Source organism: Paenibacillus sp. p3-SID1389, assembly GCF_025151705.1.
GTDB classification, from domain to species: domain Bacteria; phylum Bacillota; class Bacilli; order Paenibacillales; family Paenibacillaceae; genus Fontibacillus; species Fontibacillus phoenicis.
On the sequence record NZ_JALXVO010000020.1, the window covers coordinates 66647 to 77750 of the forward strand.

An 11104-nucleotide genomic window follows, 5' to 3' on the forward strand; every position below is an offset into this window, starting at 1 on the left:
CGAACATCGGAAAGCCGTATGAGGGAAAACCTCACGTACGGTTTGATGAGGAGGGGCTGGGCCCCGCCCAGCCTTTCACTCTAGCATCGGACGCGAACATTGACAGGGTATCCCCGGTAACATAGACTAGAAACAGAACTGGAAATCTAGTCATGAACAGTAGTCATATATCAGATGGATGAGAGAGCGGGGCGGAGCGAAATGCCCCGTTTTTCGCGGTCCTTCTGCTGAATTTGTCGTTGGAGGAATGGAAATTGAAGCAGATGATAGCTGGCTGGCGACATGTGTTTAAGCTGGATCCCGACCGTCAGCTGGACGATCGGTCACTGGAAGCGGTGTGTCTGTCGGGGACAGATGCCGTGATGATCGGCGGATCGAGCGGGGTGACCTATGACAATACGGTGGACCTGCTGTCTCGCGTGCGTCGTTTTGAGGTTCCTTGCGTGTTGGAGATTTCCAATCTAGAGGCGGTCGTGCCGGGATTCGATCTTTATATGATTCCGATCGTGTTGAACGCAGGACATCAAGATTGGATCATTGGGCAACATGCCAAGGCAATCGAGCAATACGGACACCTGATCCCTTGGGAAATGCTCGTGCCGGAAGGCTATCTCGTCCTCAATCCAGAGGCGACGGTCGCTGAGGTAACGAAGGCCAAGGCCCCGTTGGAGCCGGTGTCAGCCCGGTCATACGCCCAAGTGGCGGATCGTTTGCTTCAGCTTCCGATTGTCTATTTGGAATATAGCGGGCAGATCGGAGATTTTGAGTTAGTAGCGGACGTAAGGCGGACACTGGATCAAGCACGTCTTTTCTATGGCGGCGGGGTCGTGGATGCGGAAACAGCGTACCGCGCAGCTGCCGTGAGCGATACGGTGGTTGTCGGCAACGCGGTGTATGAGAACCTGGCGGGGGCGCTCGAGACGGTGGCGGCGGTGAAGGGCACCGCTGCAGCTGAGAGCTAGAAGCAAGCGGGGAAGAGGGGACGAGCTGAAAACGCCAGCGTCGCCATCTGCGTGGAGAGGAAGGGGCTCCAGCTTTGTAACGGACACCACGGACCTTATTGCTCGGAATAACGAGCCCCGGCGCAGCTAACGGACTGAGAAGACTTTATTTGCCCAAATCTGGCCCCTCCAGACTCGGTTGGGGTGAAATAGCGTCGTCTGAGTCCGTTACATCGGGAAATCCGTGGGAAATGAACGAATAACGGCTCTGGAGTCTGTTATCAGTGATCGCAAAGACGAAGACGAAGAAGATGTGTGTCTATAAAAGGAAGGAGCAAGTTTGATGCAACCTGTGAACATACAAGAGGCGGTAAGCCGCCTGAATCCGCAGCAAAGACAAGCCGTCGAGGCGACCGAAGGGCCGCTGCTGATTATGGCCGGCGCGGGCAGCGGCAAGACGCGTGTGCTGACGCACCGCATCGCCTACCTGATCGCAACGCGCAAAGCCCCGCCTTGGGCGATTCTCGCGATTACGTTTACGAACAAAGCGGCCCGTGAAATGCAGGATCGGGTATCTCGGTTGGTAGGCGGTCCGGAGGGACGGGACATTTGGGTGTCGACGTTCCACTCGATGTGCGTGCGCATTTTGCGGCGGGATATTGAGCGGATCGGGTTCACCTCCAACTTCTCCATCCTGGATTCTACGGACCAACTGTCGGTGATTCGCAACTGCATGAAAGAACAGAACATCGACACGAAGAAATTTGAGCCGAAGGCGGTTCAAGCGGCCATCAGCGCAGCGAAGAACGAACTGATCACGCCGCAGCAGTATGAACAGAAGATCGGTGATTATTTTGAAGGTATTGTAGCGAAGATCTATACCCAATACCAGAAGCAGCTGCGCCAAAACAACTCGCTGGACTTCGACGACCTCATTATGAAGACCATCGAACTGTTTAAAGCGGCTCCGGATGTGCTTGATTTTTATCAGAAAAAATTCCAATACATCCACGTCGACGAATACCAGGATACGAACCGTGCGCAGTATATGCTGTGCCGGATGCTGGCAGACAAGCATCACCGCATCTGCGTCGTCGGCGACAGCGACCAATCGATCTATCGTTGGCGCGGGGCGGATATCAGCAATATCCTGAACTTCGAGAAGGATTATCCTGAGGCCAAGACGATTTTGCTGGAGCAGAACTATCGTTCCACCTCAACGATTCTGAATGCGGCCAACGAAGTCATTGGAAATAACACCGGACGCAAGCCAAAGAAGCTGTGGACCGACAAGGGCGACGGCGACAAAATCAAGGTTTACCGCGCGGATTCGGAGCATGACGAGGGGTATTTTGTTACCACGGAAATTCATAACAGCGTCAAAAGCGGACGGAACTACCGCGATCATGCCATTTTGTACCGGACGAACGCGCAGTCGCGGGTGATCGAGGAAATTTTGATCAAATCGGATATCCCGTATCAGATCGTGGGCGGCATTAAGTTCTATGATCGCAAAGAGATCAAGGACTTGCTCGCTTACCTGCGCGTGCTGTCTAACCCGGATGATGACATTAGCTTGACGCGGATCATCAATGTACCTAAACGGGGCATTGGCGACACAACTGTAGCGAAGCTGGCAGATGCTGCAGCGCAGCGAGGGACTTCGATCTACCGCGTGCTTGAAGTGGTGGACGATCTGGGCTTTGCCGGGCGGACGCGGAATGCGTTGGTTGAGTTTTTTGACATGATTCATGGGTTGCACCAGATGGTTCCTTACCTGTCGGTTACGGAGCTGACGGAGAAACTGCTGGAAGTCACCCAATACCGGCTGGAGCTGCAAAATGAAAATACGCTCGAAGCCCGTTCGCGGCTGGAGAATATCGACGAGTTCCTGTCCGTGACGATGGAATTCGAGAACAATAATGAAGACAAGTCCCTGGTTTCCTTCCTGACCGATCTGGCGCTGATCGCCGATATCGACAGCATGAACGATAACAGTGACGCGGAGAAACCTAACGACGACGCGGTTGTGCTGATGACGATGCACAGTGCGAAGGGCCTGGAGTTCCCCGTCGTGTTCATCATCGGCATGGAGGAAGGCGTCTTCCCGCATAGCCGGGCGTTCCTCGACGACGAGGAACTGGAGGAGGAGCGGCGTCTGGCGTACGTGGGCATCACCCGTGCCGAGGAGAAGCTGTTCCTCTCGTGCGCGCAGATGCGCACGCTGTTCGGCCGCACGACGGCGAATCCGCCGTCCCGGTTCCTCGATGAAATCCCCGAGGAACTGAAGGAGGACGGCGGTCGCGTGCCGCGCGACCGCTACGGCCGAGGCGCCGGCGTGGGCGGCGCCTACAGCGGCCGCGGCTTCAGCAGCGCCGGCGGCGGCAACTTCGGCCGCCCGGCCACGGACGCGGCCGGCGGCTCGTGGGGCCGGTCCACGGCTGCGCCTAGCGGACCGGCCGGGCGCGGCACCGCCGCTCCCATGCGGAGCGGCGTGACCGTGACCGGCGGCGGCGCGTCCAGTGGCGCCGCCAAGACCGCCCCCGGCGATTTCAGCGCCGGGGACAAGGTCGCCCACGCCAAGTGGGGCGTGGGCACGGTCGTTGCCATCAAAGGCACCGGCAACGACACGGAGCTGCAGATCGCTTTCCCCGCACCGGTAGGGGTCAAGCGGCTGCTGGCCGGATTCGCTCCGATCACGAAGGTGGCCGACGGCGAGTGACTGATGGCGGATAACCGAGTATATTTGCCTCAATCCGGGGAAGGTTGAGGAGAATAGAGGTGGGGTGGGCTCCATCAGTAGAAAATAAGGGTAATTTATGTCCTTATGATCATTGAATCGGGCCTTCCTCGTGAAATAAGACCATTTTATGTTCTTATTTTGCTCCTATGGCCCAGATTTGCTTGGATTGGCTAGGGATAGCGCCATATTTTTCCCTTATTCCCCGCAAACTAGCGTATTCCCGATAAATAGCGGTAAAAAATACCCTTAAGATCATGGGCGGCACATAGTGCACTTGCCCCAATCGCTTAACCTACGGAGTGAACCCAATCGGGTTCCTCCGTTGCTATACATAACATACCTGCATGAAGGAGGGTTGTCCCTGCATGGATGCGATGCAAAGGATGGAGCAGCTCGTTGAGCAGCTGAACCGCTACAACTATCATTACTACACCTTGGACGAGCCGATCATCAGCGACAAGGAATACGACCAGTTGTATGATGAACTGACCGCGCTTGAGGCGGAGACGGGGATCACCCTGCCCGATTCGCCGACGGGGCGCGTGGGCGGCGAGCTGCTGGAGGGCTTCAAGCCACACCGCCATCTGGCTCCGCTGTGGAGCTTGGACAAAGCGCAAAACGAAGAGCAGTTGCTGAACTGGAACAACCGGGTTCTCAAGCTGATCGCCGACTACAACAGCAAAAACCCAACTACACCGCTGCCAGATCCGACCTACGTGGTCGAGCTGAAATTTGACGGGTTGACGCTCAACCTCACCTATACCGATGGACGGCTTGTTCAGGCGGCGACCCGGGGGAACGGTGTTGTGGGCGAGGGGATCTTGCCCCAAGTCAAAACGATCAAATCCGTGCCGCTGACCATTCCTTACCGGGATGGCACCATCGAGGTGCAAGGCGAAGGCATCATGAATTTGTCGGTGCTGGCCAAATATAACGAGACGGCGGCTGAGCCGCTGAAGAACGCCCGGAATGCCGCTGCCGGCGCTTTGCGCAACTTGAACCCGCGGACAACGGCGGAGCGCAAGCTCAACGCTTTTTTCTACAATGTGGGGTATTCGGACAACCTGAACTTCCAGGATCATCGGGAAATGATGGCTTTCCTTAAAGACAACCGATTTAAGGTGAACCCTTATGTCACCTACCATGACAGCTTTGACAAAGTGATCGAAGCGCTTCATGAAATCGTGGAAAAGCGCCCGACCCTCGATTACCTCATCGACGGAGCCGTCATCAAAATCACCGATATGCGCACACGCGAAGTGCTGGGATATACGGACAAGTTCCCGCGCTGGGCGGTGGCTTTCAAATTTGAAGCGGAAGAGACGACAACGATATTGGAGTCCGTCTCTTGGAACGTCGGGCGAACCGGGAAAATCACGCCGCTGGCCAAAGTCGAACCGGTGGAGCTGGCCGGCGTCACCGTCCAAAACTGTACGCTCAACAACATCGGCGATATCGAACGCAAAAACTTGAAGTACGCTTTGGGCACCCGCGTATTCATCCGTCGGTCCAACGATGTCATTCCGGAAATTCTCGGCAAAGTGCCTGACGAACCGGAAGGCGGAGAGATCATCTACCCTGAGGTTTGTCCGGCCTGCGGCACGCCGCTGGAGCAGCGGGGCGCGCATTTGTTCTGCAATAATCGCTTGGGCTGCAAACCGCAAATTGTGGCGCGGATTACGCATTTTGCTTCCCGCGACGCCATGGATATCGAGACGTTCAGCGAGAAAACAGCCGAGCAGCTGCACGATGAGCTGAACCTCCGCGAGCCGGCTGATCTGTATACGTTGACGTTTGATGATTTAATCAAGCTGGAGCGTTTTGGTGAAAAGAAAGCCAACAAGCTTCTCCAGGCAATCGAGGTGAGCAAAGGACGCGATTTGGCTTCCTTCTTGTTCGCGCTGGGTATTCCGAACACCGGCAAATCGACGACCAAGGTGCTGGCCGATCATTTTGGCAGCCTGGAAGCGGTGATGTCCGCTACAACGGAAGAGCTGACGGCACTGCCGGACATCGGCGGAATCGTGGCTGATAGCATTGTGAGCTTCTTCGCCGATCCGTTCTATCAGGCGGGCATTCGCAAAATGCTGGAGCTGGGGGTATCGCCGAAGGCGCCGGTCAAAGCCGCCGCGCCGGTGACGGACTCCTTCTTCTCCGGGAAAACGGTCGTGCTGACGGGCACGCTGCATCAGATGAGCCGGGATGAAGCGTCCGAACGGCTGGAGGCCTTGGGCGCCAAAGTGACCGGCAGCGTATCGAAGAAGACCGATCTGGTCATCGCTGGCGAGAAGGCCGGCAGCAAGCTGGCGAAAGCCCAGGAGCTGGGCATCCCGGTCATCGAAGACGAGAACGAGTTGATCCGGCTGTTAAACGAAAGCGAATAGAAATCAGAACGCATAGAGAGCTTACACCAATTCCTTTTCCTATCCCTGAGCACATCTGCGGACATCCGCGGGTGGGTTCGGGGATTTTTTTGCGGCCAGCGATCACAAAAGTGACGAGAATCATGGCAAACCAGCGGCGTTTTCTTCATCATAGGGCGGTGGACCGGAGGGTTCGATAGTTAAATATCATCATAAAAAGGATGGAGAACACATGAATCACGATGCGTTACAGTGGAAGCCTTCGCGCTTTAATGCGCACAGCGAAACCGATGACGGCGGACTGATGCTGTATAACAGCTATACCGGAGCAATTGCCGCTTGTTCGCCAGCCGAACGGAATCAAGTTCTGGAGTGGCTGACCCCGGCCGCACCCGTTCCTGAACCAGCGCCTCCATTGTACGAATCGTTGATTGAACAGGGGTTCCTTGTCCCTGGCGATACGGACGAAATGCGGCGCGCCTTGTTTCTGCATCACTCCATGCATGCGCAGGATGCGATGCATCTGGTTTTACTGGTGACAGAGGCGTGCAACTTCCGCTGCACCTATTGTTATGAATCGTTTCCTCGGGCAACGATGCGTGAAGAGGTGATCCGGGGGCTGGAGGCCTACATGGCTGAGCGTGCCCGCACATTGAGGCAACTGACGATCAGCTGGCATGGCGGAGAACCGCTGCTCGTCCCGCATGTCATTGAACGATTATCCCGTTCGTTCATGGCCGCCTGTGAGGCGAGCGGGGCGAGATATGGCGCGGAAATGTCGACCAACGGATATTATTTGACGCGTGATCGATTTGAGCAGATGCTGGATCTGCATGTCGAGCGGTTTATGGTGACCTTGGATGGTGAAGGGGAGACGCACAATGCCCGCCGCGGCCTGAACGGAGGCGGGGATACCTATCAAACCATCGTCAACAATTTAATGTCATTAAAAAAGGTAGACCGTCCGTTTGAAATCAATTTGCGTGTGAACTTCGATAACAGCAATTTAGAGGAGGTTTCCCGGTTCATTCCGGTGCTGCGCGATTTATTTGGGGATGACCCGCGATTTCAAGTCTATTTCCGTCCTGTAGGTTGCATGGGCGGGGAGAACGACCTCAATTTGCCGATATGCGACGAGCGGACGAAAGATCGCAGCATTTGGGCTTTCAACGAGCAAGCGATCGCTGAAGGGCTTACGGTCAGTTCGTTTATCTCGGATATTTTGCTGCCGACGGGGGCGGTTTGTTATGCAGCGAAGCCCAACTCTCTAATCGTTGGTTCGGACGGCATGTTGTATAAATGCTCGGTTGCACTGGAGCAGGATAATAACCGCCTGGGCCGGATTCACGAGGACGGTACGCTGGATCTCGATTATGACAAGCTGGCGCTGTGGACAACATCCGGCGAGGAGACGGATGAGAAATGCCAGGCTTGCTTCTTCCGCCCGGCTTGCCAAGGGAACCATTGTCCGCTGTACCGGATGCGGACGGGGAACCGCCCTTGCTCTTATGAGAAGCGTCAGATCAAGAAGACCTTGCGCACAATCTGGCTGCAGGCGCAGCGGGAAGCGATGGCTTCTGCTTCTGAAGCCTAGTTTTATTCGAGTGTTTAGTTCCTGTACACCCTAGCAAGGAGGTGATAGGCATGAAGGTCATCCGTTCCGCGGCTCAGCCCGCACACATTAAAACCGGACGACTCTCCAAATCCGTTCCGGGGAACCTGAGCTAATCATATCTTGCTCATCAATAGACCGATTCTCTAAGCAAAAACTGCTAAGAGAATCGGTTTTTTTTACCAGAATATGAAACTATCGATACTTGCATACGTTATTATGGTAGAGTCATCATTAAAAAACATTCATTTGGAGGTCGTAATGAAGAGGGAGAAGTTCATGAAGGGACTGCTGATTGTATTGGCCTGCATGCTGTTCGCAGGTTGTACCAGCCGCCCTGCACAGGAGAAGGAGCAGACGTCCAGCTTTAAAATCATGTATTGGGATGAGCAGTACTTTTTTCAGCAGTATGGTGATTTGTTTGCAATTAAACACCCAAACGTGAATATCGAAGTGGTCAACACGAACAGCATCTACAACAGTTCAAATGGCGAGCCGATCGATTATGAGAAAGCTTTCTCGGATTTCGTCGATAAGGAACAACCGGATGTCATCCTCTTGGATTCCAGCAACTACGAGAAGTTCGTGAACGACGGGAAGCTCATGGAATTAGATACGTTCATCGCGCGGGATAAATATGATACGGAGAGCATCTATCCGGCGCTCATCGAAATGCTGAAGGAGCAGGGCGGCGGCAAATTATACGGATTGGCCCCGACCTTTAGCGGCAACGCGATTTTTTATAATGCCGATTTGTTTGCGAAATATGGCGTCGAACTTCCACATGACGGGATGACCTGGCAGGAAATTCTCGACTTGGCGCGTCGCTTCCCAACCGAAGGGGATAAGGATACTCGCGTCTATGGGTTTGGAGTGCAGTACGGCATGTCCATGGAGAATTTAGCTTCGTACATCGCCTCCGCTCAGGGATTGCAGTTCTTGAATCCGGACACGATGAAGATCACGATCAATACGGATTCCTGGAAACAAACTTATAAGCTGGCGATGGATGCAATCGACTCCAAAGCGATTTATATTCCCGACGAAAATGGCTTCCAAGGCGGGACGATGGAAGAGTACTATAAGAGCCGGCCTTTCTTGATGGGGAGGGTGGCCATGTCTGTGGAAAGCACCTACATGTTGCAAGACCTGAAGCAAGCTCAAGAGGTGATCACAGATTACAAGCCTTTCCAGCTGGGAGTTGCTGCTGGGCCGGTGGATCCTGCCGATCCTCAAACGACACGGTCCGTGTACTTTAACGATATCTTCGCGATCCGGGCAAATTCGCCAAATGCGGATGCAGCATGGGAGTTTATCAAGTTTATCAATGGTGAAGAATTCGCTAAAGTTAAATCGCGATCGCTCAACAACGGATTGCTGTCCCGGATGGGGATTTCTACTGAATTTAACGGGGTCAACCTGGAGGCTTTCTATAAACTGAAGCCGAAGTTCGATTCGAATTCAAGCCGCGACTACGCGAAAATACCAGACGATTTCCATATGCAATACCGGCCGATTCTGGAGCGAGAGATCAAGCTTGCTCAGGAGAAAAAGAAATCGATTGATGAAGCATTGCAAACGGTACAGGACGAAGCCCAGGCGCTGTTGGACAAAGCGTTGAAAGACGAAACGGCCAAAAAGGGCTCCGAAGGCAGCGCGGAATCCGACGCGTCCGGAGTAACAACAGAGGGTGCGGAGACGTCCGAGAGCTCGGGTCAATAGTGGGGTGGCCTGGCCCCCATTCATTTTGAGGGTGATTCCTTGCGGAAGCAGGGATCGGCCCTCTTTTTTTGCGTAACCTGAAATTTCGGAAGATTGCCATCATTCCGGTCGATTGCTTGGGGTTTTGCGGGAGGGTTATATCGTATAATTTTCAAAAGAAAACGGTTGAGGAGAACGACATGCCAAATAAGCCAACAATGCCAAATGTGCCAAATGCAAAATGGGTCATCAACCTCCTGGTCTTCATCTGCTTTATGGATTTATTTATCCAGCTTCCGGTTATGGGACCTCTAGCGCTGAGCCTTGGGGCGAGTTCGTTTCAAATCGGGCTTGCCGTGGGGATGTACTCCCTGACCAATATGATAGGGAACATGCTGGCGGGGTTCTGGATCGACCGGTATGGAGGGAAAAAAGTTCTGCTCGCCGGTTTGGTTTCGACGGCCGGAATTCTGTTGCTGTACACGACGGTTCGGCAGCCTGCTGCGCTTTTGGCGGTTCGCGTCCTGCATGGGCTTGCCGGCGGTTTGTTGGTGCCGAGCGCATTTACGTTGGTATCGCGCGCAGCCCAGGCTCAGGCCCAGGGGCGATCCATGGCTCTTTCCGGTGCGGCGGTTGGTGTTGCTGCTATTTTGGGACCAGCTTTGGCCGGCATCATGAAAGCAAGTGCGGGATTGGACGGGTTGTTCGTTGTAGCTTCGGCCTTGCTTTTTTTGGGGGGAGCGCTGGTTGTGTTCGGAAAGCTTCGGGATGGCCGGGATCGGCCAGATGACCAGGACGCTTTCTCTATTAGTGCTGCCCAAGCGTTTATGGCTACGCTGCGCAATGAAGCAGCTGCTACGGCTTATTATGGTGCTTTTGCCTTGATGTTTGCTATGGGGGCACTGACGTATAGCCTTCCTCTTAAAGCGGAAGCGTTAGGCCTGCCCGCCCAAGCCGCCGGGTTGATGCTTAGCGTATTTGGTGTCGTGGCTATCAGCTTGTTTATTTTGCCCAGCAACCGTTGGTTTGATCGGGTATCGCCTCTGCGGTTATGCGCTGCGGGTGGGGGGATCGTAATTCTGTCGCTCTTGGCTTTGTCGATGATCGGGCAACAAGCGGGGATGTTTGCGGTTATGGCGGTTTACGGATTAGGCTTTGCGTTGCTCTTCCCTTCCTTAAATGCACTGCTCGTTGGGCATGTTCGTCCGGAACACAAGGGGAAGGCATTTGGAATGTTCTACGCCTTCTTCTCTTTGGGGGTTGTTGCAGGCTCGTCTGGGCTTAGTGCATTTACAGGCGATTATGATCTTGTCCTGCGCCTAGCCGCAGGTTTTCTGCTTGTGTCCTGCAGCGGAGTTGGCATTTGGGTGATCCGGCGGAGAAAGCGCGAATCAAGGGAAGCAAGTCCTTCGACTAACTCAAGCTTCTTGGTGAAATGACAGCTCACCATTGGAGAATATTTCATGTTGCAAAATGATTTCCGGCGTGATAAATTATTACTTGTCGCTTCGAACGACATGCTGTAGAAAAGCTTTACGAGCTGTCGAAAAAAGAAGTTGACATGATTCGACCAAATGAGTATAATAAATAACTGTTCGACAAAAACTGATTTTCACCTTCGGTGATTGCCGAACGCAAGCAAGTTCTTTGAAAACTGAACAAATGGAACGCGTCAATAAACTTAACGATTATTTATAATCGTCAGCATGATTTGAGCTAAGGCTCTTTCGAATAAAGCATTACC

General features: G+C 53.9%; 6 protein-coding genes. All 6 read left to right on the forward strand.

The features are described 5' to 3' along the window. Nucleotides 1-254 precede the first annotated feature (254 nt). The 6 genes from pcrB to M3G15_RS10695 all read left to right on the forward strand — a co-directional run bounded on the left by pcrB (nucleotide 255) and on the right by M3G15_RS10695 (nucleotide 10799). Entirely contained in the window at nucleotides 255-962 is a 708-nt protein-coding gene (gene pcrB / locus M3G15_RS10670; protein ID WP_260070885.1) for a heptaprenylglyceryl phosphate synthase, read from the forward strand. A 322-nt stretch (nucleotides 963-1284) separates the two neighbouring features. After that, nucleotides 1285-3663, forward strand: coding sequence for a DNA helicase PcrA (pcrA, locus tag M3G15_RS10675; RefSeq protein ID WP_260070886.1), 2379 nt, complete (start codon nucleotides 1285-1287; stop codon nucleotides 3661-3663). 386 nt (nucleotides 3664-4049) lie between these two features. Next, entirely contained in the window at nucleotides 4050-6068 is a 2019-nt protein-coding gene (ligA, locus tag M3G15_RS10680; protein ID WP_260070887.1) for an NAD-dependent DNA ligase LigA, read from the forward strand. Nucleotides 6069-6279: 211 nt separating this feature from the next. Further along, a complete protein-coding gene (locus M3G15_RS10685) occupies nucleotides 6280-7641 on the forward strand; it encodes a radical SAM/SPASM domain-containing protein (RefSeq protein WP_260070888.1) in 1362 nt (453 codons plus the stop codon). A gap of 297 nt (nucleotides 7642-7938) precedes the next feature. Then, on the forward strand, nucleotides 7939-9381 hold the full coding sequence (locus tag M3G15_RS10690; RefSeq protein ID WP_260070889.1) for an ABC transporter substrate-binding protein: 1443 nt from the start codon (nucleotides 7939-7941) through the stop codon (nucleotides 9379-9381). Nucleotides 9382-9560: 179 nt separating this feature from the next. Beyond that, nucleotides 9561-10799, forward strand: coding sequence for an MFS transporter (locus M3G15_RS10695; RefSeq protein ID WP_260070890.1), 1239 nt, complete (start codon nucleotides 9561-9563; stop codon nucleotides 10797-10799). Nucleotides 10800-11104: the final 305 nt, after the last annotated feature.